The 26911-nt window shown below is 44.8% G+C and carries 26 protein-coding genes, 1 pseudogene and 1 riboswitch; of the genes and pseudogenes, 23 read left to right on the top strand and 4 right to left on the bottom strand.

All coding sequences use genetic code 11. The annotated features are described in order from the left end of the window. Nucleotides 1–7 precede the first annotated feature (7 nt). The 8 genes from LIZ66_RS04100 to LIZ66_RS04065 all read left to right on the top strand — a co-directional run bounded on the left by LIZ66_RS04100 (nt 8) and on the right by LIZ66_RS04065 (nt 9068). Nucleotides 8–1216 (top strand): aspartate kinase, encoded by a 1209-nt coding sequence (locus LIZ66_RS04100; RefSeq protein ID WP_118580501.1) that lies wholly within the window; start codon nt 8–10, stop codon nt 1214–1216. A gap of 31 nt (nt 1217–1247) precedes the next feature. Then, the gene (locus LIZ66_RS04095) at nt 1248–2459 is read left to right on the top strand and encodes a hypothetical protein (protein ID WP_148461033.1); all 1212 of its coding nucleotides are present in this window, start codon (nt 1248–1250) and stop codon (nt 2457–2459) included. A 49-nt stretch (nt 2460–2508) separates the two neighbouring features. After that, nucleotides 2509–3396, top strand: a complete 888-nt coding sequence (locus LIZ66_RS04090; RefSeq protein ID WP_148461034.1) for a DegV family protein — start codon at nt 2509–2511, stop codon at nt 3394–3396. A 162-nt stretch (nt 3397–3558) separates the two neighbouring features. Further along, nucleotides 3559–4386, top strand: coding sequence for a DUF975 family protein (locus LIZ66_RS04085; RefSeq protein WP_173716544.1), 828 nt, complete (start codon nt 3559–3561; stop codon nt 4384–4386). A gap of 30 nt (nt 4387–4416) precedes the next feature. Then, nucleotides 4417–6576: a Tex family protein gene (locus tag LIZ66_RS04080; protein ID WP_173717867.1), complete on the top strand. Its 2160-nt coding sequence runs from the start codon at nt 4417–4419 to the stop codon at nt 6574–6576. 110 nt (nt 6577–6686) lie between these two features. Beyond that, complete coding sequence (locus LIZ66_RS04075; RefSeq protein WP_227200248.1) at nt 6687–6950, top strand: DUF1294 domain-containing protein; 264 nt, start codon at nt 6687–6689, stop codon at nt 6948–6950. 178 nt (nt 6951–7128) lie between these two features. Continuing rightward, nucleotides 7129–8037: a mechanosensitive ion channel family protein gene (locus LIZ66_RS04070; protein WP_227227632.1), complete on the top strand. Its 909-nt coding sequence runs from the start codon at nt 7129–7131 to the stop codon at nt 8035–8037. A gap of 94 nt (nt 8038–8131) precedes the next feature. Beyond that, nucleotides 8132–8269, top strand: a riboswitch (FMN riboswitch). A 163-nt stretch (nt 8270–8432) separates the two neighbouring features. Then, entirely contained in the window at nt 8433–9068 is a 636-nt protein-coding gene (locus LIZ66_RS04065; RefSeq protein WP_118580386.1) for an ECF transporter S component, read from the top strand. On the opposite strand, the pseudogene LIZ66_RS18995 reads toward LIZ66_RS04065, so the two are convergent. Continuing rightward, nucleotides 9032–9184: pseudogene (locus LIZ66_RS18995) on the bottom strand (DUF6783 domain-containing protein); the annotation flags it as partial. The gene LIZ66_RS04065 and the pseudogene LIZ66_RS18995 overlap by 37 nt on opposite strands. Between LIZ66_RS18995 and LIZ66_RS18990 the strand changes: the two are divergent. Next, the gene (locus LIZ66_RS18990; RefSeq protein WP_306797058.1) at nt 9122–9286 is read left to right on the top strand and encodes a DUF6783 domain-containing protein; all 165 of its coding nucleotides are present in this window, start codon (nt 9122–9124) and stop codon (nt 9284–9286) included. The pseudogene LIZ66_RS18995 and the gene LIZ66_RS18990 overlap by 63 nt on opposite strands. Nucleotides 9287–9301: 15 nt before the next feature. Beyond that, nucleotides 9302–9916 (top strand): NUDIX hydrolase, encoded by a 615-nt coding sequence (locus LIZ66_RS04060; RefSeq protein ID WP_118580392.1) that lies wholly within the window; start codon nt 9302–9304, stop codon nt 9914–9916. A gap of 88 nt (nt 9917–10004) precedes the next feature. Here the strand turns inward: LIZ66_RS04060 and LIZ66_RS04055 are convergent, their stop codons facing one another. Continuing rightward, a complete protein-coding gene (locus tag LIZ66_RS04055; protein WP_227200245.1) occupies nt 10005–10499 on the bottom strand; it encodes a hypothetical protein in 495 nt (164 codons plus the stop codon). Nucleotides 10500–10807: 308 nt separating this feature from the next. Here LIZ66_RS04055 and LIZ66_RS04050 point away from each other — a divergent pair, with 308 nt between their 5' ends. The 12 genes from LIZ66_RS04050 (at nt 10808) to LIZ66_RS03995 (ending at nt 24163) form a co-directional block, all read left to right on the top strand. After that, nucleotides 10808–11155: a (2Fe-2S)-binding protein gene (locus LIZ66_RS04050; RefSeq protein WP_118580398.1), complete on the top strand. Its 348-nt coding sequence runs from the start codon at nt 10808–10810 to the stop codon at nt 11153–11155. Continuing rightward, nucleotides 11152–12729 (top strand): FAD-dependent oxidoreductase, encoded by a 1578-nt coding sequence (locus tag LIZ66_RS04045; RefSeq protein ID WP_195699567.1) that lies wholly within the window; start codon nt 11152–11154, stop codon nt 12727–12729. The genes LIZ66_RS04050 and LIZ66_RS04045 overlap by 4 nt, the downstream gene beginning before the upstream one ends. A gap of 14 nt (nt 12730–12743) precedes the next feature. Further along, nucleotides 12744–13076 (top strand): (2Fe-2S)-binding protein, encoded by a 333-nt coding sequence (locus tag LIZ66_RS04040; protein WP_330634116.1) that lies wholly within the window; start codon nt 12744–12746, stop codon nt 13074–13076. Further along, a complete protein-coding gene (locus LIZ66_RS04035; RefSeq protein WP_195699566.1) occupies nt 13069–14196 on the top strand; it encodes an NAD(P)/FAD-dependent oxidoreductase in 1128 nt (375 codons plus the stop codon). Before LIZ66_RS04040 ends, LIZ66_RS04035 begins: the two co-directional genes overlap by 8 nt. A 148-nt stretch (nt 14197–14344) precedes the next feature. Beyond that, nucleotides 14345–15472, top strand: coding sequence for a tyramine oxidase subunit B (locus tag LIZ66_RS04030; RefSeq protein WP_195379616.1), 1128 nt, complete (start codon nt 14345–14347; stop codon nt 15470–15472). A gap of 39 nt (nt 15473–15511) precedes the next feature. Continuing rightward, nucleotides 15512–16348: a helix-turn-helix domain-containing protein gene (locus LIZ66_RS04025; RefSeq protein WP_195379617.1), complete on the top strand. Its 837-nt coding sequence runs from the start codon at nt 15512–15514 to the stop codon at nt 16346–16348. An 81-nt stretch (nt 16349–16429) separates the two neighbouring features. Further along, nucleotides 16430–16774 carry a P-II family nitrogen regulator gene (locus LIZ66_RS04020; protein WP_195379618.1) on the top strand — a complete coding sequence of 115 codons (345 nt, stop codon included), beginning with the start codon at nt 16430–16432 and terminating at the stop codon, nt 16772–16774. A 111-nt stretch (nt 16775–16885) separates the two neighbouring features. Beyond that, nucleotides 16886–18295, top strand: coding sequence for an APC family permease (locus LIZ66_RS04015; RefSeq protein WP_195379619.1), 1410 nt, complete (start codon nt 16886–16888; stop codon nt 18293–18295). A gap of 274 nt (nt 18296–18569) precedes the next feature. After that, nucleotides 18570–20534, top strand: a complete 1965-nt coding sequence (rsxC, locus tag LIZ66_RS04010; protein WP_195379620.1) for an electron transport complex subunit RsxC — start codon at nt 18570–18572, stop codon at nt 20532–20534. Between the two features lies 1 nt (nt 20535). After that, nucleotides 20536–21156: a methylenetetrahydrofolate reductase C-terminal domain-containing protein gene (locus LIZ66_RS04005; protein ID WP_195379621.1), complete on the top strand. Its 621-nt coding sequence runs from the start codon at nt 20536–20538 to the stop codon at nt 21154–21156. 41 nt (nt 21157–21197) lie between these two features. Then, entirely contained in the window at nt 21198–22076 is an 879-nt protein-coding gene (locus LIZ66_RS04000) for a methylenetetrahydrofolate reductase (protein ID WP_118071790.1), read from the top strand. Nucleotides 22077–22441: 365 nt separating this feature from the next. Continuing rightward, entirely contained in the window at nt 22442–24163 is a 1722-nt protein-coding gene (locus tag LIZ66_RS03995; protein WP_173771536.1) for an MATE family efflux transporter, read from the top strand. Nucleotides 24164–24463: 300 nt separating this feature from the next. Here LIZ66_RS03995 and LIZ66_RS03990 read toward each other — a convergent pair whose 3' ends face one another. Together LIZ66_RS03990 and LIZ66_RS19780 are read right to left on the bottom strand one after the other, a co-directional pair. Beyond that, nucleotides 24464–25366: an AraC family transcriptional regulator gene (locus tag LIZ66_RS03990; RefSeq protein WP_148461043.1), complete on the bottom strand. Its 903-nt coding sequence runs from the start codon at nt 25364–25366 to the stop codon at nt 24464–24466. Further along, on the bottom strand, nt 25363–25527 hold the full coding sequence (locus LIZ66_RS19780; protein ID WP_368072602.1) for a DUF6783 domain-containing protein: 165 nt from the start codon (nt 25525–25527) through the stop codon (nt 25363–25365). Before LIZ66_RS19780 ends, LIZ66_RS03990 begins: the two co-directional genes overlap by 4 nt. A 98-nt stretch (nt 25528–25625) precedes the next feature. On the opposite strand from LIZ66_RS19780, the gene LIZ66_RS03985 reads away from it, so the two are divergent. Continuing rightward, nucleotides 25626–26807 (top strand): MFS transporter, encoded by a 1182-nt coding sequence (locus LIZ66_RS03985; RefSeq protein ID WP_118580427.1) that lies wholly within the window; start codon nt 25626–25628, stop codon nt 26805–26807. Nucleotides 26808–26911: the final 104 nt, after the last annotated feature.

Here is a 26911-nt window from a genome sequence, read left to right as displayed (position 1 = left end):
AAAAACTATGCTGATAGTTAAGAAATTCGGCGGTACTTCCGTTGGGGACAAACAGAGAATGTATAATGTTGCCAACCGTTGTATCGAGGAATATAAAAAAGGAAATGACGTGGTGGTGGTTTTGTCCGCCATGGGAAAATATACAGATGAGCTGATCCGTATGGCTCATGATATGGACGACAAGCCTCCGAAGCGTGAGATGGATATGCTCCTTACCATCGGTGAGCAGATGTCCGTATCTCTGATGGCCATGGTAATGCACAAGCTGGGCGTTCCGGCGGTTTCCCTGAATGCTTTTCAGGTGACCATGCATACCACAAGCAGCCATCAGAATGCAAGATTGAAAAGAATTGACACAGAGCGTATCCGCCGTGAGCTGGATGCCCGCAGGATTGTCATCGTTACCGGATTCCAGGGAGTGGATAAGTATGATGATTATACCACCCTGGGACGAGGCGGTTCTGATACCACTGCCGTGGCACTGGCAGCAGCGCTTCATGCAGACGCCTGCGAGATTTATACAGATGTGGACGGCGTTTATACAGCCGACCCACGTAAGGTTCCAAATGCCAGAAAGCTGAAAGAGATCACATACGATGAGATGCTGGATCTGGCAACATCAGGAGCGGGTGTACTTCACAACCGTTCTGTGGAAATGGCGAAGAAATACGGAGTGCCCCTTGTGGTCCGCTCCAGCCTGAATAACAGTGAAGGAACGGTAGTTAAGGAGGTAGTTAGCGTGGAAAGAATGCTGATCAGCGGTGTTGCGCTGGATACAGACGCTGTGAGGATCGCAGTACTGGGACTTCGTGATGTGCCTGGTGTTGCATTTAAGGTATTTGATACCCTTGCAAAGAAAAATATTAATGTAGATGTTATCCTGCAGTCTATCGGACGTGCAGGAACAAAGGACATTTCTTTTACCGTAAATAAGGATGATCTGGATGATGCAGTTGCCACTCTGGAGGAGAGCCAGGAGCGCCTTGGCTTCAAGGAGCTTCACTCTGAGCGCAATATCGCCAAGCTTTCCATTGTTGGCTCCGGTATGCTCAGCAATCCTGGCGTGGCTGCCAAGATGTTTGAGAGCCTTTACAATGAAGGCGTAAACATTAATATGATCTCCACATCTGAAATCCGTATTACCGTCCTTATCAACGAAAAAGACGGAATCCGGGCTATGAATGCAGTACACGATGCTTTCGGCCTTGCCGACTGATCAAATATACATTCTAAGGAGGAATTTCTGTATGAAAAGAAAAGTATTGGGAGTGCTTTTTACAGCAATGTGCCTGTGTGCGGTTCCGTCCGCGGCTTATGCAGAGGCACAGGAAGCCGAAACTACAGAGGCAGCAGGAGAGGCTGCTGATGAGCCTGAGGCTGGTGCAGAAACGGTTACAGAGCTGTCCGACAGCCTGTACGATTTTCAGGTGAAGATCGGGGATAAGGTTTACCAGTTCCCTATGTATTACCAGGATTTTGCAGCAGACTGGACACTTGGCAAGAACGAGGACCCGGAGATGGGCGTTGGAACCAATTCCTATGGTTCCATCAGTTTTTACAAAGGGGACGACCGCGTTTCCGTAGATGTGATCAATCTTGGAATCAACCAGCTGCCATTAAACCAGTGTCTGGTAGCAGGAATTGATATTGATGCAAGCTATGATTTTGATGTGGCGGCTACTCCTGTAGAACTGCCTGGCGGAATCGTAATGGGAAAATCCAATTTTGATGATATCAAAGCTGCTTATGGTGATCCAAGCGATACTTACGAGGGAGACCTGTATACCAAGTATTCCTACTCGAAAGATTATTACGAGGAAGTTCATTTCTATGTATATAAGGATGACAATACTCTGAAGCAGGTAGATATGCGTAACTTCGTAGAGCCAGAAGGATATGACAAGGGAAGTGTAAGCGAGGAAGTTCCAGAAATCGTATCTTCCTATACCGCTCCTACTGAGCTGGGAGATGATCTGCTGGCTCCACAGTTGGAATTCTGCGGAGATCTTTATTCCCTTCCGGCTCCGGTGTCTGCATTCCTTGAGAATGGCTGGGAGCTTCAGGATGTGGAAGATGGCGCTTATGTGGCTGGCCGGGATCTGGAATTTGTAGACATGATGAAGAATAACCAGAGTGTGCATTTCAGTGTTTACAATTTTACCCAGGATGCAACTGCCATCGAGAACTGTTTTGTACGGGAGCTTGAGGTAGGCAATTACGACAGTGATGCTCTTACCCTTACTCTTTCCGGTGGATTTACCCTGGGTGCGAAGAAGGCGGACCTGATCGCAGCTGCAGAGGAAAAAGGCTATGCGTGTGATGAGGACGGAGATTACCTGAATATTTATAAGACTGCAGATACCAAGATTGACAACCGGGCACAGTTCTGGTTTAACAAGGATGAGGATCCGGATACAGTGGCAAGTGTTGCGTACAGAAATGAAATTCTTCCAGAATAAGGGAGAACCCGATCTGGAGGTTTTGCAAAATTAGTAACAGGAGGGAAATATGAGCGACTATGTGATCAGCTGCTGTTCCACAGCAGACCTTACGAAAGAACATTTTGAGAAAAGAAATATTTCCTATATCTGCTTTCATTATGAACTAAATGGAAAAGAATATGCAGATGATCTGGGACAGTCTATGCCATTTGACCAATTTTATAAGGCCATGCAGGATGGTGCATCCACCAAGACTTCCCAGGTAAATGCAGATGAATTCGAAGAATATTTCGAAGGATTTCTGAAAGAGGGAAAAGATGTGCTCCATGTCTGCCTGTCTTCAGGAATTTCTGGCGTTATCAATTCAGCTAACGTTGCAAAAGCGGATCTGGAGGAAAAATATCCGGGGCGTAAGATCCTGGTGGTGGATTCTCTGGGAGCATCCTCCGGATATGGGCTTTTTATGGATAAACTTGCAGACCTTCGGGATGAGGGCAGACCCATTGAGGAGGTTCATGCCTGGGCGGAGGAACACAAGCTGAACCTGCATCACTGGTTTTTTTCCACAGATCTTACGTTTTATATCAGAGGAGGCCGTATTTCCAAGGCCAGCGGCTTTTTCGGCACGATGCTGAATATCTGCCCGCTGCTGAATATGGATGATCAGGGAAAACTGATCCCAAGATTTAAGATCCGTACCAAGAAAAAGGTGATCCGGGCTGTTGTAGACAAAATGGAAGAGTACGCTGAGGGCGGACTTGACTATAGTGGGAAATGTTATATTTCCCAGTCCGCATGTATAGAGGATGCCAGGGAAGTGGCAAGGCTGGTGGAAGAGCGTTTCCCGAAATTAAATGGGAAGGTTGAGATCAATAACATCGGAACTACCATCGGAAGCCATACAGGTCCTGGTACGGTAGCGCTGTTTTTCTGGGGAAACAAGAGAACGGCGTAATTAAAAAATTACAGATGTCAGATGGAAGAATGCTATATTGGGAACAACTGGCATGGCTTAATGGAGCAAAAAGTGAAAACAGCGAAATGGTGCTGCAATATATCTGGCCGGGATGCATCAGAATCCCGGCCTGCTGTTTCACTGCAAAGGAGAATGATGATTATGAAAAAAAGAAGTACGAAGGAAATCAAACTGCAGGCAAAAAAGGCATTGCAGGGACATGTTGGAACTGTGATCCTTGGGCTTCTGGCAGTGTATGGTCTGAATACTTTAGGAACAATCCTTTCTACCAATTTATTTTCTGGCACATCCGCGCTGGATCTGGTTCTCAGTGAAGTATTTATGCTGGTGGTGTCACTGATCGTGGGGATCATTTCCGCTGGTCTGGGGTATATGCTTTTGAATATTTCCAGGGGAAAGGAGTTTTCTCTGGGAGATCTGGGCTACTTTTTCAAAAACCAGCCAGACAGGGTGATCGTTGCAGGCTTTGTGCTGGCGCTGATCCAGCTGGTCACAGCAATCCCTTACTATTATGTGAGCTTTACCACAGATCCGGGACTGACTGTGGATTCCCAGATCCAGTGGCTTTCCATGACTCTGGGACTGCTGGCTGTAAGCACTTTGCTGAATTTTCTTATTTCCCTTCCATTTGCCATGACCTACTTTCTCATGGCGGATGACACAGAGCTTGGAGGAATCCAGGCACTGAAAGAGAGCGCAAGGCTGATGAAGGGAAATATCTGGAGATATGTGAAGCTGAATCTCAGCTTTATCCCGCTTTTGTTATTATCTGTGTTCACGTTCTATATTGCACTTTTCTGGATCATGCCTTATATGGAAATGTCCATGGTGGCATTTTATCGGGATCTGGATGGGGAACTGGACTACAGACTGCCAGGAGATGGAACTGCTGACGGCGGCTTTCATAACTGGACCAATGATTCTGGAAACGGATATGATACAGAAAATAATGACGGTTACAGAAATTAGAAATACAAGCAACAAGAGGAGATTGAAAAAATGGATATTTTACAGGTAATCACCCAGGAACTTGGGGTGCAGAAATGGCAGGTAGAAGCTGCTGTTAAATTGATCGATGAGGGAAACACCATCCCTTTTATTTCACGATATAGAAAAGAAGCTACTGGAACCTTAAATGATGAGCAGCTTCGTAACCTGAACGAGAGACTGACTTATCTTCGAAATCTGGAAGACAAGAAGAATCAGGTTCTTTCCAGCATTGAGGACCAGGGAAAACTGACAGAAGAGCTGAAAGCACAGATCCTGGCAGCACAGACACTGGTAGTGGTAGAGGATCTTTATCGTCCGTACCGTCCGAAGAGACGTACCAGGGCAGCAATTGCCAAGGAAAAAGGTCTGGAGCCGCTGGCAAATATTATTATGCTTCAGATGACAGGCAAGTCCATCGAGGAAGAAGCAGAAGCCTTTGTTTCCGAGGAAAAAGAGGTTGCTTCTGTGGCAGATGCCATTGCTGGTGCAAAGGACATTATTGCAGAGCATATTTCCGATGAGGCAGATTATCGAATCCACATCCGTGATCTTACTGCAAAAAAAGGAACCATCAGTTCTACGGCAAAAGATCCGGAGGCACAGTCTGTATACGAGATGTATTATGAGTTTGAGGAGCCGGTGAAGAAGCTGGCTGGACATCGTGTGCTGGCGCTGAACCGTGGTGAGAAAGAGAAATTCCTCACTATCAAGGTAGCTGCACCAGAAGAAGATATTCTTCGTTACCTTGAGAAGCAGGTGATCACCCGAGACAATCCATTTACTACACCGATTCTGAAAGAAGTGACAGAGGACAGTTACAAGCGTCTGATCGCTCCTGCAATCGAGCGCGAGATCAGAAGTGACTTGACTGAGAAGGCAGAGGACGGAGCCATCAAAGTATTTGGCAAAAATCTGGAGCAGCTTCTCATGCAGCCTCCAATCGCCGGACAGACTGTCCTTGGATGGGATCCGGCCTTCCGTACAGGCTGTAAGCTGGCCGTTGTAGATCCTACTGGAAAAGTTCTGGATACCACAGTTGTTTATCCAACTGCTCCTACTAACGAGAAGAAGATTCGCGCTGCGAAGGATACAGTAGAAGCTATGATCAAGAAGTATGGCATTTCCTTGATTTCTGTTGGAAATGGTACTGCTTCCAGAGAGTCTGAGCAGGTTATTGTTGATATGCTGAAGGAGATTCCGGAAGCGAAGGTTCAGTATGTGATTACAAATGAGGCAGGTGCTTCTGTTTACTCTGCAAGCAAGCTTGCTACAGACGAATTCCCAAATTTTGATGTAGGACAGAGAAGTGCTACCTCCATTGCAAGACGTGTGCAGGATCCTCTGGCTGAGCTGGTTAAGATCGATCCGAAATCCATTGGTGTAGGGCAGTATCAGCATGATATGAACCAGAAGAAGCTTGGCGAGGCTCTGACAGGTGTGGTTGAGGATTCTGTAAATAAAGTAGGTGTGGATTTAAATACTGCTTCTGCTTCCCTTCTTGAGTATATTTCCGGTGTTTCCAAGGCTATTGCAAAGAACATTGTAATTTACCGTGAGGAGAATGGCCGTTTCACAAGCCGAAAAGATCTTCTGAAGGTTGCGAAGCTTGGACCGAAAGCATTCGAGCAGTGCGCTGGTTTCATGCGTATTACAGGCGGCTCCAATCCTCTTGACGCGACAAGCGTTCACCCGGAGAGCTATGAGGCGGCTTCCAGGCTTCTTGAGAAACTGGGATATTCCGCTGAAGATATTGCAGGAGGCAAGCTTGCCGGACTTTCCAGACAGATCAGGGATTACAAGAAGACTGCAGATGAGCTGGAAATTGGAGAGATTACTCTTAGGGATATTGTAAAAGAGCTGGAGAAACCGGCACGAGATCCGCGTGATGAGATGCCGAAGCCGATTCTCCGCACAGACGTACTGGATATTAAGGATCTGAAAGAGGGTATGATCCTGAAAGGAACTGTCCGCAACGTAATCGATTTCGGAGCTTTTGTTGATATCGGAGTTCATCAGGACGGACTTGTTCATATTTCCCAGATGAGTGAGAAATTTATCAAACACCCATTGGAAGCTGTAAGCGTTGGAGATGTTGTGGAGGTTCGCGTTCTCGGTGTGGATGAGAAGAAGAACCGGATCAGCCTTTCTATGAAGGGATTAAATAAATAAAGAGAAGAGGGAAAACATTATTTCTCTTCTCTTGCCATTGCCTTGTAGAAAGCCTTTTTCAAACACGCTTTATAGCGTGTTTGGCAGGGAAATTAGAGAGTTGGATTAAAATGTTAGAAAATATTCTTGTTGTATATCTGGTTTTAGTTAATATCGCAGCCTTCGGGATGTACGGCATGGACAAGCAGAAAGCCATCAGAAAACAGTGGCGCATCCCGGAAGCCCAGCTTCTTGCGGTGGCTGCCATTGGCGGTTCCGCTGGAGCTCTTCTTGGAATGCAGTTTTTTCATCATAAAACCAGAAAATGGAAATTCCGTCTGGGTGTGCCGTTAATTCTGGCAGCGCAGTTGCTACTGTGGAGAGTCTTGCAGTAGACGGTGGATAATTTGTTTCCAAAATGAATTTCCGGTGGAAAACAGGCCAGATTGCCCTGTTTTAAATGGTATTAGTTCCTGCCGCCTTTGCGATTTTGAGCGGAGTGGACGAAATTGTTTTTGGATAACAAGGGACAGAGTTGTTTGTGGGAAAGGACTGAAAAAAGGAGATGGGAATTTGGAAGGACAGGTTATAGAGAATGCAGTTCAGGAGACTGTCCAGGAAACAGTGGATAAAGTAAACTCCAACTGGGATCAGATCAAGGCTTACTTTAACGGTCATATTCCGGATTTGATCAGCTTCGGAATGAAAGTGGTTCTTTCTATTGTAGCGTTTTATGTGGGAACAAAGCTGATCAAGTGGCTTCTGAAGGTTGCGAAGAGTTCCATGGAAAAGGCCGGTATAGACATGGGGGTTGCCCAGTTCATCTGTTCTTTTGGAAAATTTTTGCTGTATCTGATTCTGATTTTTAATATAGCTACTAATTTCGGTGTGAAGGAATCTTCCGTAGCAGCTCTTCTGGGAACTGCCGGCGTTACCATTGGTCTTGCTTTGCAGGGCGGTCTGGAGAATCTGTCTGGCGGTGTTATGCTGCTTTTGTTTAAGCCCTTTCAGGTAGGAGATTATATTATACAGGATCAGGCTGGTGGAACGGAGGGAACCGTATATAAGGTTGAGATGTTCTATACGACCCTGATCACCATTGACAATAAGCACGTAATCATTCCAAATGGAAAATTATCCAACAGCACCATTATCAATGTAACTGCGCAGAATTTGCGTAACCTGGAAATCAAAGTGGAAATTTCCTATGATTCCGATATTAAGAAAGCAAAAAAGCTTTTGCAGCACATTTTACAGGAAGATCCCGGAACCAAATCGGACAAAGACATGCTGGTCTTTGTAGACGAACTTGCTGACAGCGCCGTAGTCATGGGCCTTCGCGTCTGGGTGCCCACCGATAAATATTGGAAGATCAAATGGCGCCTCAATGAGAAAATCAAAGAATCTTTTGATGCCAACGGAATTTCCATTCCGTATCCACAGATGGATGTACATGTTGTGGAGACAAATAAAGACAAATGATAATAGATATATAATAGAAAATATGAAATAGATGTACAAATAGATTTCCTATTGAAATTATCTTATTTCTATTGTATAATCCACCATGAAAAGAAAATTTCTTCGGGGCAGGGTGATCGAAATCCTTGGAAATCGAAATTCCCTACCGGCGGTATAGTCCGCGACCCGCTTTGGCGGCTGATTTGGTGAAATTCCAAAACCGACAGTAAAGTCTGGATGAGAGAAGAACGCGCAGAATATTTAGATCGGTTGATTTTTTTGTACGTGCTCATTGCCCCGGAAGAGATTCCGGGGCTTTTTATGTGGTGATTTTAACGTTACTGTTTACTGGTAACATTTTAATCCCATACTTGCAGAAATTTTCTTTAAATATTATAATTTAAGGAGCAATGAGTATGAGCGAACAAGTAATCAAAAATGGAAACGTAATGGAGCGAAGCCGCACCAGAACCATTGCCCAGGTAGCAATGTTAGGTGCTGTGGCAGGTGTGTTGATGAATTTTGAGGTACCGCTGCCATTTCTGGCACCGTCCTTTTATCAGTTGGATTTCTCTGAGATTCCAGCACTGATCGGTTCTTTTGCAATGGGACCTGTAGCAGGTATACTGATCGAACTGGTGAAGATTCTGGTACATCTGGTAACCAAGGGAACTATGACAGCAGGCGTTGGTGATGTGGCAAACTTCCTCTTTGGCTGTTCTTACGTAGTTCCAGCCGGACTGATTTATCGTTATCAGCATAAGAAGACAAGAACACACGCAGTGGCAGGTATGGCAGCAGGTGTAATTCTTACCACAGTGCTTGCATGCTTTGTAAACGCATTTGTACTTCTTCCGGCATACGGCAAGGCATTTGGAATGCCGGTACAGGCATTTATTGAAATGGGTGCAGCAGTACACAGCGGTGTAACCAACCTTCTTACTTTTGCAATTATGATTCTTGTACCATTCAATTTATTCAAATACACATTAACCTCAGTGATCGTGTTCTTTATTTATAAAAGAATCCGTGTGATTCTTCGCGGTGACTGATTCTCTGTTCCTTGGTGAGATCTAGAGCCTGTTTGAAAAATCATTCCCGCAATCTGCACGCCCCACTTTGCGGTGTATTTTGCCCGAATTCGGTTGCCGTAGCCCGCTACGGCGCCCTTATCCGGACAAAATCTCCCACAAATTGTGACGCACATCTTGCAGAAAGCCTTTTTCAAACACGCTCTAGCGAGACCTCTGACCAGAACAGCAAGAACTGACGAAAAGAGGTTCCTATGGGAAAAATCAACAGCATTACCAAACAGACAGATAATCGTTATGTAAACCTTTATAATGTAAAAGCCACCAGTGTGCACAATACCCCGGTAAACTATTTTGTGTCTTCCCGTGCAAAAGATGTAGACAGCCTGAAAATGGTGACACATAAGAACAATCCGGACGGTGTGATCATTTATAGCATTTATGGCGAAAAACATGACAAAGTGGTGTTGATTCGCCAGTATCGTTATACATTAGGTGATTATATTTATGAATTTCCAGCTGGTCTGGTAGAGCCAGATGAGAATTACCATGAAGGCGCAATTCGTGAAATGTACGAGGAAACCGGACTGAAGCTTGATCCTATTCCGGTAGCAGAAGCTTACCAGAAGCCCTATTTCACTACTGTAGGAATGACAGACGAGTCTTGTGCGACTGTATATGGATATGCCAGCGGCGAAATCAGTTCCAAGGCACAGGAAGATACGGAAGAGATTGAAGTGATTCTGGCGGACCGCGAGGAAGTGAAGCGGATTCTGAAGGAAGAGAATGTAGCAATCATGACGGCATATATGCTGATGCATTTTCTGGAAGATAAGGAACCATTTGGATTTTTGAATAAAATCAGATAATAATAAAATCCCCGGAAATCCGGGGATTTTTATTATGTAACAGGAAATTCCGTTGGAATTTCCAAGCCCTGCCAGGCAGGATTCTTTTTTATTCATAGTATTCAATATCCTGATCGGAGGTATCCTCCGTATAGTCTCCTTCGCTATCGGAACCAGAACCATCTCCATTATCAATATAATCCCAGTTCTCATTGTTATCTTGTCCGGAATCATCGGAGGTATCTTCTGTATAATCCGGAATATCGGAAGTGTCACTTCCTGAGCTATCTCCAGAATCCTCAGTAGGATAAGTGATCTGGTCGCTTCCAGAAGAATCACCGCCAGAAGAATCATAGCTGTCATCGTAGGAACTATCTTCCTGGCTGTAATCGTAAGTCTCGTCATAATTACTGTCCTGACTGTAAATTGGAAATTCTTCCTGCTGTGCAGCTTCCGCTTCTGCAGCTGTTTCAGGAGCCTCTGTTAATGTGGTCTTGGCAGTTGGCACTCTGCTTTCTTTGGGAACGACTACGGAAATTCCAACCATAGCCACACTGAGCAGAATCGCAGTGGATGCAATGTGGAACTCATCTCTGTATTTCATAAGCTTTACACCTCGTAAGTATCTTTCATTAATGATTCAATGTTCTATGCTGAACGGAATCATAATATTTCTTTTAACGATATTCAACAGATATTCCCATTATAACATATCTTCAGATGATTTTGTAAAAATAGTATCGTTTTTTACAATACATATCCATTCCCATAAACTATAATACGAACAACTTAAGAAAAAGAACCAACAACGTAAAAGACAAAGGCGTCTGCAATTTATTTTGCAGGCGCCTTTTTGGCGAAGAAAGTCCCGGACAGCAGATTTGTCCGTCTATCAAAAAAGGGGGAAATACCATGGGTACACGTATTACAGAGCATCCGATTTTAGGAGTACCGCAGAAGGGAAGATTAGTAAATTTCACATATGATGGTCAGAAGATTCAGGGGTATGAAGGGGAACCAATCGCAGCGGCATTAAAAGCGGCGGGAATTTTGATTCACCGTTACACGAAGAAGGAGCATACGCCTCGAGGAATCTTTTGTGCAATTGGCCGCTGCACAGACTGTGTTATGGTTGTGGACGGAGTTCCAAACGTGAGAACCTGTGTAACCCCGCTGAAGGCAGGAATGAAGGTTCAGACACAATATGGTGTATCGGCAGAGCCATTTGAGGAACAGAAAACAGGAGGACAGACAAGATGAAAAGATATGATTTGATCGTAGTTGGCGCAGGCCCGTCTGGTCTGTCAGCGGCAATTGAGGCAGCAAAAAGAGGATTGAAGGTAGTTGTATTTGATGAGAATGAAAAGCCTGGAGGACAGCTGTTTAAGCAGATCCATAAATTTTTTGGCTCCAAAGAGCATAAGGCGAAGATCAGAGGCTTTGTAATCGGTGAAGAGCTTCTTGCAGAGGCGGCTAAGGCAGGTGTTGATGTAGAACTGAATTCCACAGTCATTGGAATGTATCAGGACAAAGAAATCGTGGTAAAAAAGGGAGAAGAAATTTTCCATTATAAAGGAGATGCCATTATTATTGCCACAGGAGCAGCAGAAAATATGGTTACCTTCGAGGGCTGGACGCTTCCGGGTGTGATTGGAGCAGGAGCCGCACAGACCATGATGAACCTTCACGGTGTAAAGCCTGGAAACCGGATCCTGATGCTGGGAAGCGGAAATGTTGGTCTGGTTGTCAGCTTCCAGCTGAAACAGTGTGGCTGTGATGTGGTTGCATTGGTTGACGCGGCACCGAGAATCGGAGGTTATGGCGTACATGCTGCAAAGGTTGCCAGAACGGGAGTTCCATTTTACCTTTCCCATACCATTGTGAAAGCAGAAGGAAAAGATCATGTGACAGGTGTAACGATTGCGGAAGTTGACAATCATTTTCAGTTTATTCCAGGAACAGAAAAGCATTTCGACGTGGATACCATTTGCCTGGCAGTTGGTCTTTCCCCAATGTCACAGCTGTTAAAAATGGCCGGCTGTGAGATGGAAGATAATCCGAAGCGCGGTGGCCAGGTGCCAATCGTAGATGAGTATGGGGAGACCTCCATTAAAGGAATTTTCGTAGCGGGCGATGTATCCGGAATCGAGGAAGCAAGCTCCGCTATGATCGAGGGAAGAATTGCTGGAATTGCAGCTTCCAGATATCTTGGCTACATAGAGGAGGCAGAACTGGAAGAAGGGGCAAAGGTAAACGAGGCAGCCCTTGACGGACTTCGCCAAGGCATGTTTGCCCCTAAGAACAGAGGCAGGCTGATCGAAAAGACAGAAGAGGGAATCGATGTTTCCATGAATCTTCTCACAAAAGGCTATGTGGCAGATGAGGAAATTGAACGCTTTCCGGGAGTTACCCACAGAGCAGGCGTTCATCCGGTGATGGAATGCACACAGAACATTCCCTGCAACCCCTGTCAGGATGCATGTCCAAAGCACTGCATTAAGATTGGGGCACATATTACCTCCCTTCCGGCTGTGGAGGAAAACGCCACATGTGTTGGATGCGGAATGTGTGTAGCCTCCTGTTCAGGACAGGCCATCTTCCTGGTAGACGAAACCTTTGAACCTGGTTTTGCCACAGTCACCATTCCTTATGAATTTCTTCCTTTGCCGGAAAAAGGGGAAAAAGGACTGGGACTTGGAAGAAACGGTCAGTCGGTTTGTGAGGCAGAGGTGATATCGGTAAAGAGTGCGAAAGCCTTTGACCATACCAATCTTCTTACCATAAAGGTTCCGGCAGATATGGCAATGAAGGCCAGATTTTACAGAGCAAAATAAGGCGGAGGGATTGTATGATGGAAAGTATTTATGACAGAACCGTTCAGCTGGGAGAATACGTCCCGGAGCCTGACGATGACAGAATTATATGCAGATGTGAGGAAGTAACAAAAGGAGAAATCAGAAGAGCAGTTCACGATGGAATGTTTACCATCACAGAGATCAGAAGATATCTCCGCTGTGGAATGGGGCTTTGCCAGGGACAGACCTGTGCCAAGCTGGTAAAGAGGATCGTGGCGGCAGAGCTTGGAGTTTCCCCGGCACTTCTGGAACCGGCAACCTCAAGAGCTCCCATGAGACCCTTAGAGATGAAAATTTACGCAAAGGAAGGTGAGGACGATGAGTAAGACAGCAGATGTGATCATTGTGGGAAGCGGCGTAATTGGATGTGCTACAGCCTATTATCTGGCCCAAAAGGGGACTTCCGTAATCGTCCTTGACCGTGATGAGAGTATTGGAAATGGCGGTTCTGCCAGAAATGGAGGCGGTGTCCGCCAGTCAGGCCGAGATCCAAGGGAGTTGCCACTTGCCATGTATGCAGTGAAAAATATGTGGCCGGTTCTTTCAGAGGAGCTTGGAATCAATGTGGAATATCACAAAGAGGGCAACCTGCGGCTTGGAAAAACAGCTCGTCATATGGAAATCCTCCAGGGGCTTACAGACCGGGCAACTGCCTGTGGGCTGGATGTAAAAATGATCGATGGAAAAGAGGTTCGGGAAATCAATCCTTTCTTAAGTGATGAGGTAATTGGAGCCAGCTGGTGCGCTACAGACGGACATGCAAACCCTCTTCTGACCACTCTGGGCTATTACAGGGCAGCAAGGAGACTGGGCGTTCAGTTTTTCACCGGGGAAGAAGTTGTGGAGCTTCAGAAGGTGAAGGGAAAGCTGAGAAAGGTTGTTACGCAGAAAAACGTTTACGAGGGCGATAAGGTAATTGTGGCGGCTGGTTATGCCAGCAGGAAGCTTCTTGGTACTGTGGGAATTGATGTTCCAATGTCAAATGATCTGATCGAGGCGCTGGTTACAGAGGCAGAGCCGAAAATGTTTGGTCAGATGCTTGGTACTGCGGATGCAGATTTCTACGGACACCAGACAGACCATGGCTCTTTTGTATTCGGCGGAGCTTCCGGATTTGAAACAGTGAATAAAGATAATGGACATAATATGACTTCGGGGATTACAGCTCCTTGTATCTGCCGTGGAATTATGAAGTATATCCCGAAGCTGGCAAATGCAAAGATTGTAAGGACCTGGGCTGGTTATGAGGATGTTTGCATTGACGGTGTACCGGTTCTGGGAAATGTGGACGAGGTACCGGGGCTGATCGTGGCCTGTGCATTTACCGGACATGGATTTGGAATTTCACCGATTGTGGGAAAATTGCTGGCGGAGACGGCACTGGAAGAGGAGACAACGTTGGATCTGTCAGCGTTCAGGTATGATAGGTTTCATGCCGCAATTTAAAATAAGCTAAAAATTTCACACGTTAAAATGCTAGTGTACAAAAATAAAAAGATGTGCTATACTCCATCCTAGCGAAGCCAAGCGAAATAAAGCGGCTCCTGGATGAGTATATATTTGACAGCTACAGACTCAGAAGGGAGACATGGATATGGATGCTAAAATTGATTTTTTATATTTAAGTGAACCGGATATGATCAAAGCAGGTGTGAAGGATATGAAATCCTGCGTGGATGTGATGGAGGATCTTTTGATTACATTATATAAAGGCGACTATGTAATGGGAGGTGCTAATCATAATTCCCATGGCTGCATGATCATGTTCCCGGATGATCCACAGTTTCCAGGAATGCCGAAGAATGCAGATGACAGAAGATTTATGGCAATGCCGGCGTACCTGGGCGGCAGTTATCAGATGGCTGGAATGAAATGGTATGGTTCCAATGTAGAGAACAAGAAAGTGGGATTGCCCAGATCTATTCTTATGATGATGCTGAACGATAAGGATACTGGTGCTCCACTGGCGCTGATGTCAGCAAATCTGGTAAGCGCTTACCGTACCGGTGGAATTCCTGGAGTTGGCGCGAAATATCTGGCGCGTAAAGACTCCAGGGTAGTGTCCATTATCGGACCTGGTGTTATGGGAAAAACATCTCTGGCAGCTTTCGTCAGTGTCTGCCCGAACCTGGATACGGTAAAAATAAAGGGAAGAAGCCAGCGGTCTCTGGATGCTTTTACCAGGTTTATCAGGGAGGAGCTACCTCAGATCAAAAATATTGAGATCTGTGATTCTGTGGAGGAAGCAGTAAAGGACAGTGATATCATCAGCTTTACCACAACTGTCCGCGATGATGTTTCTTCCTTCCCTTATATTAACGGAGACTGGATCAAAAAGGGCGCGCTGGTCAGTATGCCGTCAGCTGCAAGATTTGACGATGATTTTCTTGCAGGCTGTAAGCTGGTGGTAGATAACTCCAAGCTTTATGAGGCCTGGGAGGAAGAGTATCCTTATCCTACCTATCCGCAGGTTCAGATCATCGGAACCAAGTTCACAGACCTGAAGCATGATGGAAAAATTGAGGCAGAGGATATTATCGACATTACAGACATTATTGAGAAGAGACATCCGGGAAGAACAAGTGATGACGAGATTATTGTATATTCTGTAGGAGGCATGCCAGTTGAGGACATTGCCTGGGGGGGAACCGTTTATCGCAATGCAGTGAAGCTTGGCATCGGAATAAAATTACCGCTGTGGGACAAACCGGAGATGGCGTGAGGAAAGGCTCCATAGCGGTGAATTTCAGGAGCTGAGCCTATGGAAGACAAGAAAATCGTAACCCCGGTGCAGCCTTATCTGACACTGGATGCGGAAGATTATCAGGAATTATTGAACAGAAGAATGGGAATTTCCAGTTTTTATGAATTTAATGTAAAAAATGGAAACTCAGGGAATTTTCGGGCAGTTCCAGATGGGAGCACAGATCTTGTTTTTGGAATTGGAGAAAAAGATGTAAAAGTTCTGGTTGGTGGAACGGTGCTGAAGGCAAAGAACTGGGAGTTTGATGATGGTAGATATTATTTTGGGGCAAGATTTTTGCCAGGAAAATGTATTTTGCCAAAATCTCTTTCCATAAAAGAAGTGGTAAATGCAGACATGGAGATCGACCGGAATGAGTATGGAAGCGGACTTACGGAGTGCCTGGCGGAGGCGGCGGATGTGAAGCAGAGGGCGCAGATCCTGATGCAGTATCTTTCTAGCAATCAGGGAAATCATTCAAAGGATTCTGCACATGTTCTGGAAGAATATATGCGGCAGAGGATTTACGCTACAGATGGAAATATTTCCATTCAGATGCTAAGCCGTGAGACAGGATATTCTGAGTGTTACATCCGCAGAGTGTTTAAGGAAATCCATGGGATCTCGCCCAAAGAGTTTGAGCGGTTTATCCGTTTTCAGGCTTTTCTGGGAGAAATTACCAAGTCGCCAGAGCAGGCGGGAAGTGAGGAGACGGCTCTGAACTGCGGGTATTATGACCAGTCTCATATGCTGAAGGATTTCCGGGCTTTTGCAGGGACCACACCGGAGAAATATAAAAAGTATCTGGCGGCGAAGGACAGAAGTAAGAACTTAGCAGCGGGGAAAATAGAATAGAGAGTTTAAAATTCCAATTTTAGGATGAAAGATAACGGGAATAGAGGATAAAGATATTAATCTGGCTGGAGGATGATTGTTATGGAATTATCAAGAATTGAGATTATCACAGGAATGTCAAAATTTAACGGATTGAAATCTGCTTTGAGCAAGGCTGGCGTTCGCGGAATGACAGTGACACAGGTGCTGGGATGCGGTATTGAGAAAGGCACTAAGGAATATGAAGTGGATGAAAACTATGAGATGGAGCTGCTTCCGAAGCAGCAGATTGCGGTGGTTGTAGAGAAGTCCAGGGTGCCGGAGATCGTGGAGCTGATCAAACAGGAGCTTTATACAGGACATATTGGTGACGGAAAGATTTTTGTTTATGATATTACAAACGTGATCCGTGTGAGAACTGGCGATGAGGGAATCGATGCACTATAGAGCGTGTTTGAAAAAGGCTTTCTGCAAGCTATTCAGACAAAGCGCCAGCGTTATTCCCCTCAGACCGGTGCAGCGCGATATTTGATCAGTAATGAAGGAGAGTGATTCAGGATGGAAGAAAAGGACAGAACTTTGGGACTGCGAAGTGTGGTTTCCATCTCAGTGGGACTTGTTATTGCGACCAGTTGTCTGGTTTCTCTGGGACAGGGAGCCGGAAGTATTGGTGTGGTATTTATCGGGGCGATGGTGATTGCCTGTCTTTTAAATATGACCACGGTGGCATCGCTCTCTGAGCTGAATGCTCTGATGCCAAATACCACAGGAGGTCTGGCTCAGTATACCCTGGCCTGTATGGGACCTTTTCCGACACTGATTTCTATGGTAGGCGGATACTTGATCTGCAATATCATGTCATCAGGTGTTGAGGCTTCTATTTTTGCTTATGCTATGGCATCTACCATTCATCTGCCGATTCCAAGCCTGATGTACACCTTCATTATGACAGTAGTGGTTATGATAGCCAACCTGTACGGTGTGGATATGTTTGCCAAGATCCAGGATCTGGTAGCATTTCTTCTGGTCGGTTCCATGCTGATCCTTGGAGTGATCGGTATGCTGGGACTTGGTACTGGGGAAGTGGTGCATCAGCCTTACAGTATGGCTACGGATTTTAAAGGTGTTGTGTCCACCATAGCAGTGGCATTCTGGCTGTTTATCGGAGCGGAATATGTAATACCGGTATCTAAGAATGTGAAAAATGCCAGAAGAAATGTCCCTCTTGGAATGATGATCGGACTTGCCCTGATCTGTCTGGTGCAGTCTGTGATGGTTCTTGGTTTCCATAACTATACACCCTGGGCGGAACTGGAAAATTCCGCTGCACCACACCTGCTTTATGGTGGAAATCTTCTTGGTAATGCGGGAAAAGTGTGGATGACGTTTGTCTCGGCACTCGCAGTTGTAAGTACCCAGAATTCTACAGTAAACGGTCTGGCAGGAATCTGTCAGGGAATGGCGAAAATGAACATGATGCCTCGTGTTTTTGCAAAAACAAATAAACATGGGGTTCCGTATTTCGGAGTTGTATTTGTAAGTGCATTTATTTTCGTATTCGCAGCCCTCAGTGATGGCTCATCAGATGCCATTTCCTTCCTGATCCTGGTTGGCTCTGTTTTCTGGATGATCTCTTACATACTGGCTCATATTGATGTACTGATTTTGCGAAAAAGACTTCCAAAGGCACCTCGTTCCTTCAAGGTTCCCTGTGGTCCTCTTTTCCCAATTATCGGAATCTGTGGAACAGTATATATGATTCTGAATATTTCTACAGATCCTGTAGAGCGGAACATGATCTGGCTGGTAACCGGCATTACCTTCCTGATGCTTGGTATTTACTCCTTCTTCTGGATCAAATACAAGATGAAAATGCCCGTATTCAAAAGCGTGCCTCTTCAGAAGGTTATGGCCATGGAGAACAGTATGTATTATACCATTCGGAAAAGGCGGGGAATGTGGCGGTAATGCGTAGAATGCGGTAACAGATAAATAGTTTATAAAGAATGAGACGTTTTCTTTTCTGGCGAAGAAAGAGAACGTCTTTTTTGGCTTTTTAGAATTTTTGTAGATAATTTGAAGGCAGAATAGTCACAAAGACTGGATAAAATAGTCAGTTTGTGTTAAATTATAAAGGAAAAACAGTAACTTATTTATCTGCTTTTATAAGTTTTTTTGTGGAGGGAACGGATAAGAACAGATAGTATAAGAATATAATTTCTATTATAAGGAAGGTGAGCAATTGGAAAATTATACTAAGTACAAGCTGAAAAGCAGTGATGAGCTTGCATCAGTGCTGAACGGCAAGGACAACCTGTTTGTGATTGCCTGTAATAAGTGCTTTAAGGAATTTGAGACGGTTGAGGAACCGGATTGCGATGAATTCCTGAAGTTTGCCAAAGAACAGGGAAAGACGGTCACAGGTAATGCGAAAGTTGATTTCTTATGCAACAAAATGCACACAGAAAGAAAATTGCAGGACCTGCTTCCGGAAGGAACAGAGAATGTGGTAGTAATTTCCTGTGGCCTTGGTATTCAGACTGTTGCAGATCTGGCAGGTAAGCCGGTTGTTGCTGCAAGCAATACCCTTAACTACAGAGGTCATCATGGCATGGCACTTACCAAGAAGAGCTGTGATGCATGTGCACAGTGTTATCTGAATATTACCGGTGGTGTCTGTCCCATCGTTGACTGTTCCAAGAGTCTTGTGAATGGTCAGTGCGGTGGAGCAAAGAATGGAAAATGCGAAGTAGATCCCAATAAGGACTGCGCATGGGAGAAAATTTACCAGAGACTGGCGAAACAGGGACGTCTGGAAGAATTCCTCAATCAGCCCGTACAGGTTCGTGATTTCTCCAAGGTTAATTTCAAGGTGATCAACGATTATGTGAAATCAATCAGAGAAAACAGATTAGATGGTTACTATGGCGGTGTTCATCCGTCAGAGCGCAAGGAATTCAGTGAGCACATTGCTCTTAAGAAGTTCCCGGATCCGAAGACAGTTGTAATTTCCATGTCTCAGCATCTGGGTGCTCCGGCGAATCCCATCGTTCAGGTTGGTGATACAGTAAAAGTCGGTCAGAAGATCGGCGAAGCTGCTGGATTTATCAGCGCTCCTGTACATTCCAGCGTAAGCGGAACGGTAGTTGCTGTTGAACCTCGTATGCACGGCACAAGAGGCAGTGAAGTGATGGCTGTTGTTATTGAATCGGATGGAAAAAATACTCTGCACGAATCCGTACAGCCACATGGAGACCTTGACAAGCTTACTCAGGATGAAATCATTGATATCATTCGTGAAGCAGGAATCGTTGGTATGGGTGGTGCAGGTTTCCCGACCTGTGTCAAGCTGAAACCGGCGAAACCAGTTGATACCATCCTTCTCAATGGATGCGAATGTGAACCGCTTTTGACAGCAGATCACAGAGTACTTCTTGAGTATGCAGATGATATTATTTTTGGTCTGCGAGCAGTTCTTAAGACAACCGGTGCCCAGAAGGGTATCATTGTTATTGAGGATAACAAGCAGGATGCCATTGAATTAATGCAGGAAAAAGTTGCCAATATCGGAGATATGGAAGTATTTGTTGCCAGAACCAAATACCCACAGGGCGCTGAGAAAACTCTGATCAAGCGTGTTATGGGCAGAATTGTTCCAAGCGGCGGTCTTCCGGCAGATGTTGGTGTTGTAGTAGATAATATCAGTACAGTAAAGGCAATTTCAGATGCGATCCAGACAGGAATGCCTCTGATTGAGCGTGTTGCAACTGTTACAGGTGAGAAGATCAAGAATCCTGGAAACTTTATCATCAAAATTGGTACAAGTGTAAGAGAGTTGATCGACTACTGCGGTGGATTTACAGATGAGGATGTTCTGGTTAAGATGGGCGGACCAATGATGGGATTCCCACTGAATACACTGGATGTTCCTATGATGAAGGGATCCAACGGAATTATTGCCATTGATACAGATGAGACAAAAGAGCAGCCATGTATCAAATGCGGACGCTGTGTAGATGTCTGTCCGATGGAACTGTCTCCGCTGTACTTTGTAAAATATGCCAAAGATGAGAACTGGCAGGGCATGAAAGACATGAACGTTATGGATTGTGTTGAGTGCAGATGCTGTCAGTATATCTGTTCTTCCAAGATTCCGATCATCGACAGTATTAAAGCCGGAAAAAATGCAGTAAGGGGGATGAAGTGATATGTTGATTACCCAGTTAAAAGCAAAAGAAGCAATCACATCACTGACAGCCGGAAAAAAAGTTTTCATTATTAACTGTCATGGATGTAAAGAGGTTCATTTTCCGGAAAAAGAAGCTGTTGAACTTCAGAAGGAGCTTTCCGCTGAGGGAAATGTGACAGGAATTATGACTACTGATTATATTTGTAATCCGGAGAACATGGAGCTGCGTCTTCAGAAACATATGATCAAAATTCAGGAAGCAGATCTGGTTCTTGTATTTTCCTGTGGTGTTGGTGTGCAGACAATTTCTGAATATCTGGAAGATAAGATGGTCTGTGCTGCCTGTGATACATATCCGGTACCTGGTTTCCAGGGAGTGACACCATTAGAATATAAATGCGATCAGTGCGGTGAGTGTTATCTGAATCTGACAGGTGGAATCTGCCCGATCACAGCATGTTCCAAGAGCCTTGTGAATGGTCAGTGCGGCGGTTCCAAGAATGGAAAATGCGAAGTGGACAGCGAAATGGAGTGTGGATGGGAGCGTATTTACAGACGCCTGAAAGAGATTGGACGCCTTGATGTGCTGAAATGCCCGACACAGATCCACAATTTTGCTACAGATGATGAAGTGAAATAAAAGGTTAATCCTAAATTTTTAATGATTGGAGCAAATATAATATGAAAATGAAAGAATTATTCGATCGTGGTGAATTTGCAGTTTCAGCAGAAGTAGGACCGCCGAAAGGAATCCATGTAGATGAGCTGGTAGAAGAAGCAAAAACATACCTTACAGGTGTTCATGCAGTTAACGTAACAGATAACCAGTCTTCTGTTATGCGTCTTGGATCTCTTGCAATGTGTAAGGTTCTTAAAGATGCAGGCATGAATCCCATTTTCCAGCTTGCATGCCGTGACAGAAACCGTATCGCTCTGGAGTCTGATCTTCTCAGCGCAGCTATGTTCGGTATTGACAATATTCTCTGCCTTACTGGTGACCATACCAAGATGGGTGATCATCCACAGGCAAAACCGGTCTTCGACCTTGATTCCGTATCCCTTCTTCACACAGTGAAGCTTCTGGAGTCCGGTGTGGATCTTGGCGGAAACCAGCTTGTTGGAGAGCCTCCGAAATTCTCCAAGGGTGCTGTCGTGTCTCCATGCAGTGATTCTGTTGATGCACAGCTTGCGAAGATGGAGAGAAAGGTTGCAGCAGGCGCTGACTATTTCCAGACACAGGCTGTATTTGAGCCGGAGAAATTTATCAAATTTATGGAAAAAGCAAAACAGTTCGGAAAACCTGTACAGGTTGGAATTATTATTCCGAAATCCGCTGGAATGGCGAAATTCATGAATAATAACGTTGCCGGCATTCATGTTCCGGATGAGATGATCGAGGAGCTGAAGGCTGACAAAGAAAAGACAAAAGCTGGAATTACCGGTGTTGAGATCGCTGCACGTATTATCAAAGAGTGCAAGCCATACTGCCAGGGTGTTCATATCATGGCACTTGGCTGGGAGTCCAAGATTCCGGATCTGCTGAAATTAGCTGAAATCTAAAAAGTCAAGCGGATATTCGCAACCCCAGCAGGGGACTTACTTTATTCGGTAAAATTACACGGGCCGTCCGAACCATGAATGCAGGAATCTGCGTTTGTGGAGGATGGCTCGTTTTTTTATTTGCTATGAAAGTCCTGGACGGCAACCAAGAATGAGCCATGCTTGCATCAGCGAATTCTTGGGTATCGGACGGGCTAGACCGTATGAGTAAGTAGGGCGATAGCCCGGATTACGAATGCGGTCGGCAGCTGTGGGAGTGCCATAGGCGCGGAACAGCTGACTTTCATATAAAAATAGTATTGTTTTAAACAGAAATGAACGATATAATTTTATTATTGGGAAGTGATGGGCAGGAGGAAAATTATATGGAAACAAACTATGCAAAAAGTGCATACAGAACCTTTTTATTCTGGGGAGTATGTTCTTCTCTTGGGGTTACCGTATCCACCCTTGTGGATGCTACTCTGGTAGGAAATTTTATAGGCAGTACCGGCCTGGCTGTGGCGAACATTGCAACACCGGTATTTCTGCTTTATCTACTTATGGGAATCACCTTAGGCGGCGGTGCAGGCGTCTTAATTGGGAAAAAACTTGGTGAAGCAGATCTGAAAGGTGCAAATCGGGTTTTCGGCTCCGTATTAAGTGCAGGACTGATAACAGGTGTGCTTTTCGCAGCAGCATCGCTCGTATTTCGCAGCGCATTATGCAGTCTGCTTGGTGCCACACCGGAGCTTTTGCCACAGGCACTGCAGTATCTGACTGTGGTATTTGCTTTTGCCCCGATTTATGTAGTGTATAATATTCTTTCCATAGCAGTGCGTACAGACGGCGCACCAAAGCTGGCTGCCATTTCTTCTGCTGGCGTTATTGTCACCAATTTAAGCCTGGATCTGTTATTTATGAAAGTGCTGAACTGGGGACTGGTTGGGGCTTCGGCGTCTTTATGTATTGCGGAAACAGTAGGAACTCTGATTCTGCTTACTCATTTTTGGAACAAGCAGGCGCTTTTAAGCTTTCATTTTCACATTCCTACAGGAAATGAGATCAAAGAATATGTGGAAAATGGATTTGGCGTAGGCTCTGCATTTATTTTTCAGGCGGTGGTTATGCTGGTGTTTAATACTATGCTGTTAAAGGGAAACTCAGAAAATGGCACTTTTTCTGTGGCTGTATTTGGTGTTATTTATACCATGAGTACCATTCCGGGGGCTATGTTTGACGGTGCCGGAGCCGCGGCATCCACGGTTATCTCTATTTTAGGTGGTGAGAAGGACTGGAAAGGAATGCTGGCGGTGTACCACGATGGACTGCGGATTGTTGCAGCAGCAGGAATGATTATGGCATTGTTTTTTGCAGCCGGGGCAAAAAACATACTGATATTCTTCGGTCTGAATGATGGTCCTGCATTGGAAACAGCAGCAGCTGCATTTCGTATTTATGCATTAAGCGTTGCTCTGGCAGGAGTGAATGTGGTAACGACATCTTTCTGGCAAACAATTGGAAAGACAAGGTATGCTTCCGGGTTATCTGTTTTACGCAACTTCATTCTCATGCTGGTGGCCGGATTTTTGCTGATTGAGAAAAAGGGAATCGTAGGGCTTGCGCTTGTGTATGTGATAAGTGAGGGAGTTTGCCTGCTGCTGGTTTTGGCAATACAGATATTTGGAAAAATAAAAGATTATATAAAAGAAAAATACAGCTTTACCAACCGGGTTTTTGAGGAATATTATCCTATCGGGGAAGGCAGTATGGAAAAAATGTCCCAGAATCTGGAAGGGTTGTGCGATGAATGGGAACTTGATTTTAAACAGTCCTTTTTTATCCATCTGATCGTGGAGGAGCTGCTTCTGAATATTATGAAATTTGGTATCGGCAAAACAGATAAGAAATATTATGTATCCGTAAAAGTAATGGATAACAACGGTGAATGCATCCTGCGGATCCGGGATAATGTCAATTCCTACAATCCCTTCGACCTTCGCGGTGACGAGGTTGACCGTGCTGTAATGGAAATGATCAAGAAAAAGGCGAAGTATTATGAGTATCAGAGAAAGCTGGTGTTCAATTATCTTTATGTGACGATCTAACTTGTTTTACATATGGCAACATGCTAAACTGAGTTTAAATAAATTACCAGATGGAGGTGACCACTCATGAGCCAGACTGTGTCTCTGGGAGAATAAGGATTCTGTTACCTTGATCACACGTTCCCGGTATTTGGAAAGACATTTGTACTTGATAAAAAGGTAAAGAAAGTCCGCCTGTATGCAACCGCATATGGTGTTTATGAAGTGGCAGAGCTGCTTGGGGCTGCACCGCAGGCGAAACCGCTTTATGACGCTGTTGTGAATGCACTGAATGCGAAATGTAAAAATAACAAATAACAGCTATTTATCCCACTTTTCTTTTCGATATTCCCCAGGTGTCACCTGGTAGTGCTTTTTGAAAGCTCTGCAAAAATAATCTACATTGTGAAAACCGGTTTCGGCTGAAATGGTGCTGACTTTTTTCTCTGTATGGGAAAGCAGAAGGGCAGCCTGTTTCAGCCGATAGTTTATGAGATAATTGACCGGCGTGATGTAAAGATAGCGCCGAAAAAGGTTTAAGGCAGAGCTTTTACTGATCATAGACTGTGCAGCAATCTCATCCAAGGAAAGATTTTTTCTGTAATTTTCGTGAATAAACTGCATCATCAGCTGGAGCCTTGCGCGGTTTACAGAGAACTGTCCAGTGATTTCCGGTGAAGTGGAAAGGTCTGTATGTTCGTATATTTCCAGCCAGAGCTGCTGCATAAGGGCAGAGGTCAGAAGATGGCAGGAAGAACCGGAAGTCTGCGCAGAAAAAATCTGCTTCATAAGATCAAGAACTCTGGCCTGCCAGGAAATCTCTCTGCAAAAAATCCAAAAAGGAATATTCGATGTAACGATAGGCTTTACATAGTTCTGGTAGATATAGCTGTCTGTAGCTGCAAGGAAAGAGGGCATGCAGAGAAAGTTTGGGATGACAGCATCCACAGGAGAGGAAAAACGGTGAAGGAATTTGGAATTAATAAAAATGCCGCTGTCAGCTGGCAGCTCCAGCTGTTTTTCCCCAATCCATGCAGTTACGGTTCCGGATTGAATATACACAAATTCCAGCTCCGTATGCCAGTGCCAGTCTATGCAGTTAAAATCAAATTGGGCTAAATGCTCATAATAGTAGCGAAAGGGATAGTCCTGGCTTCCGTGGGGAATGGTCTCCATTAAATTTTCGTCGGTAATAATTTTGGTATATACGTTGGTTTCTTTCATATCTTGTTTATCCTCAAATCGAGACCTGGAGCCTGTTTGAAAATCATTCCCGCAATCTGCTCGTCCCACTTTGCGGTATATTTTGCAGAAAACCTTTTTCGAACCGCTCTGGGAAGTGCCCCGAAAAAATAGAAAATTAATGTTTTTACGATATTATACAATAAAAATCAGAAATAATCCAATGAAAAACACATTTAAATATAATATAATCCAATAAGACAAAAATCTTCTTTAAAGAAGAAAAAAAGGAGAACCAATCATGCCAAATTACCAGAAAACCAAACGAGCCTGTTATATGGGCTTTATCACCCAGGCTATAGCAGCAAATTTTGCACCTTTGCTGTTTCTGAAATTTCACACAGATTATCATATTTCCCTTGGAAATATTGCACTGATCTCCACCTGCTTTTTCTTTACCCAGTTGCTGGTTGACTTGTTTTGTGCCCGATTTGTGGACAAAATCGGATATCGCGTGTGCATTGTAACCTCTGAGATCAGTTCCGCTTTAGGACTGGTGGGGCTGGCATTTCTTCCGGAGCTTTTGCCAGATCCTTTTATGGGAATTATCATCAGTGTTATTGTTTATGCTGTTGGAAGCGGACTGATTGAAGTGCTGTGCAGTCCTATTATGGAAGCATGTCCTTTCAAAAATAAAGAAGCGACCATGAGTCTTCTTCATTCCTTCTACTGCTGGGGCTCTGTGGGAACCATTGCAGTTTCCACCCTGTTTTTCGCAGTTTTTGGAATGGACAGCTGGAAGTGGCTGGCAGTTTTGTGGGCAATCGTTCCGGCCGTTAATGTTTACAACTTTGCCACCTGTCCCATCGAACATCTGGTGGATGAAGGGGAAGGCATGAAAATCAGGGAACTGTTTCGTAAGCCTGTGTTCTGGATTGCCGTGTGTCTGATGGTGTGTTCAGGGGCATCAGAGCTGTCCATGTCCCAGTGGGCATCTGCCTATGCAGAGGCGGCACTTGGACTGTCAAAGACCATCGGAGACCTGGCCGGTCCCTGCATGTTTGCCATTACGATGGGAATCAGCCGTATGATCTTTGGAAAATACGGAGATAAAATGGACTTGATGAAATTTATGGCAGGCTCCGGAATTTTATGCGTATTCTGCTATCTTCTTGCATCTCTGTCCTCCAATCCGGCAGCAGGACTGATCGGCTGTATTGTCTGTGGATTTTCTGTTGGAATCATGTGGCCTGGAACCATCAGTATTTCCTCTAAGAAATTTCCGGCAGGTGGAACTGCCATGTTTGCCCTTCTTGCCATGGCAGGAGACCTTGGAGGCAGCATAGGCCCTGGAATCGTGGGCCGTGTCACACAGAATGCAGGAGATAATATCCGCGTGGGTATGGGCGTAGGACTGATTTTCCCAGTGGTGCTGCTGGTGATGATTTTTCTGCTGAAAAAGGTGAAAGTAGAGGAAAAATAACTGGTATTTGAAAATCTACAGAGGGTTTAGAACGTGTTTGAAAAAGGCTTTCTGCAAAAAAATTCCATAAAGCAGGGAGTACAGATGGTGGGAATGATTTTCAA

It is taken from the genome of Blautia faecis (assembly GCF_020554845.1).
Classification (GTDB): Bacteria; Bacillota; Clostridia; order Lachnospirales; family Lachnospiraceae; genus Blautia_A; species Blautia_A faecis.
This window is presented reverse-complemented; position numbering and strand designations above follow the sequence as displayed.

What these genes read in the sequence shown, in the direction of transcription:
- LIZ66_RS04075 (WP_227200248.1), top strand. Translation starts at nt 6,687, where the DNA reads ATGTTAGAAAATATTCTTGTTGTATATCTGGTTTTAGTTAATATCGCA.
- LIZ66_RS03990 (WP_148461043.1), bottom strand. Translation starts at nt 25,366, where the DNA reads ATGAAAGAAACCAACGTATATACCAAAATTATTACCGACGAAAATTTA.
- LIZ66_RS04045 (WP_195699567.1), top strand. Translation starts at nt 11,152, where the DNA reads ATGAAAAGATATGATTTGATCGTAGTTGGCGCAGGCCCGTCTGGTCTG.
- LIZ66_RS04020 (WP_195379618.1), top strand. Translation starts at nt 16,430, where the DNA reads ATGGAATTATCAAGAATTGAGATTATCACAGGAATGTCAAAATTTAAC.
- LIZ66_RS04065 (WP_118580386.1), top strand. Translation starts at nt 8,433, where the DNA reads ATGAGCGAACAAGTAATCAAAAATGGAAACGTAATGGAGCGAAGCCGC.
- LIZ66_RS04035 (WP_195699566.1), top strand. Translation starts at nt 13,069, where the DNA reads ATGAGTAAGACAGCAGATGTGATCATTGTGGGAAGCGGCGTAATTGGA.
- LIZ66_RS04060 (WP_118580392.1), top strand. Translation starts at nt 9,302, where the DNA reads ATGGGAAAAATCAACAGCATTACCAAACAGACAGATAATCGTTATGTA.
- LIZ66_RS04000 (WP_118071790.1), top strand. Translation starts at nt 21,198, where the DNA reads ATGAAAATGAAAGAATTATTCGATCGTGGTGAATTTGCAGTTTCAGCA.
- LIZ66_RS04030 (WP_195379616.1), top strand. Translation starts at nt 14,345, where the DNA reads ATGGATGCTAAAATTGATTTTTTATATTTAAGTGAACCGGATATGATC.
- LIZ66_RS04005 (WP_195379621.1), top strand. Translation starts at nt 20,536, where the DNA reads ATGTTGATTACCCAGTTAAAAGCAAAAGAAGCAATCACATCACTGACA.
- LIZ66_RS04025 (WP_195379617.1), top strand. Translation starts at nt 15,512, where the DNA reads ATGGAAGACAAGAAAATCGTAACCCCGGTGCAGCCTTATCTGACACTG.
- LIZ66_RS04090 (WP_148461034.1), top strand. Translation starts at nt 2,509, where the DNA reads ATGAGCGACTATGTGATCAGCTGCTGTTCCACAGCAGACCTTACGAAA.
- LIZ66_RS03995 (WP_173771536.1), top strand. Translation starts at nt 22,442, where the DNA reads ATGGAAACAAACTATGCAAAAAGTGCATACAGAACCTTTTTATTCTGG.
- LIZ66_RS04040 (WP_330634116.1), top strand. Translation starts at nt 12,744, where the DNA reads ATGATGGAAAGTATTTATGACAGAACCGTTCAGCTGGGAGAATACGTC.
- LIZ66_RS04100 (WP_118580501.1), top strand. Translation starts at nt 8, where the DNA reads ATGCTGATAGTTAAGAAATTCGGCGGTACTTCCGTTGGGGACAAACAG.
- LIZ66_RS03985 (WP_118580427.1), top strand. Translation starts at nt 25,626, where the DNA reads ATGCCAAATTACCAGAAAACCAAACGAGCCTGTTATATGGGCTTTATC.
- LIZ66_RS04085 (WP_173716544.1), top strand. Translation starts at nt 3,559, where the DNA reads ATGAAAAAAAGAAGTACGAAGGAAATCAAACTGCAGGCAAAAAAGGCA.
- LIZ66_RS04015 (WP_195379619.1), top strand. Translation starts at nt 16,886, where the DNA reads ATGGAAGAAAAGGACAGAACTTTGGGACTGCGAAGTGTGGTTTCCATC.
- LIZ66_RS04095 (WP_148461033.1), top strand. Translation starts at nt 1,248, where the DNA reads ATGAAAAGAAAAGTATTGGGAGTGCTTTTTACAGCAATGTGCCTGTGT.
- LIZ66_RS04055 (WP_227200245.1), bottom strand. Translation starts at nt 10,499, where the DNA reads ATGAAATACAGAGATGAGTTCCACATTGCATCCACTGCGATTCTGCTC.
- LIZ66_RS04080 (WP_173717867.1), top strand. Translation starts at nt 4,417, where the DNA reads ATGGATATTTTACAGGTAATCACCCAGGAACTTGGGGTGCAGAAATGG.
- LIZ66_RS04050 (WP_118580398.1), top strand. Translation starts at nt 10,808, where the DNA reads ATGGGTACACGTATTACAGAGCATCCGATTTTAGGAGTACCGCAGAAG.